Here is a 558-nt window from a genome sequence, read left to right as displayed (position 1 = left end):
AGTCGTAACAAGGTAACCGTAGGGGAACCTGCGGTTGGATCACCTCCTTACCTTAAAGAACCTGCCTTTGTAGTGCTCACACAGATTGTCTGATGAAAATTAGCAGTAAAAAATCTCTGCAGGCTTGTAGCTCAGGTGGTTAGAGCGCACCCCTGATAAGGGTGAGGTCGGTGGTTCAAGTCCACTCAGGCCTACCAAACTCCTTTTAAAGGATGAGCGGTACAGAGATTAGCATTTTGCGATGGGGTTATAGCTCAGCTGGGAGAGCGCCTGCCTTGCACGCAGGAGGTCTGCGGTTCGATCCCGCATAGCTCCACCATCCTTTACTGCGACAACATGAAAACTTCAGAGTGTACCTGCGAAGGTGCGCTGCGAAGTTTTGCTCTTTAAAAATCTGGATCAAGCTGAAAATTGAAACGACACACTGTGTCTGTTCTCCGTAATAAGAACAGATGGTAAGTGTGTTCGAGTCTCTCAAATTTTCACAACGCGAAGTGAAACAGCTTCGGGTTGTGAGGTTAAGCGACTAAGCGTACACGGTGGATGCCCTGGCAGTCA

General features: G+C 48.6%; 2 tRNA genes. Both read left to right on the top strand.

The annotated features are described in order from the left end of the window. The first annotated feature begins 120 nt into the window (after positions 1–120). Positions 121–197: transfer RNA gene (locus K5I40_RS23770), tRNA-Ile, on the top strand. 46 nt (positions 198–243) lie between these two features. Then, positions 244–319 (top strand) — tRNA-Ala (locus K5I40_RS23765). Positions 320–558: the final 239 nt, after the last annotated feature.

Origin of the sequence: Leclercia sp. LTM14, from assembly GCF_023736175.1 — a bacterium.
Classification (GTDB): Bacteria; Pseudomonadota; Gammaproteobacteria; order Enterobacterales; family Enterobacteriaceae; genus Enterobacter; species Enterobacter barmai.
The sequence above is the reverse complement of the archived record's forward strand: the minus strand, read 5'-3'. Positions and strand labels throughout refer to the sequence as shown.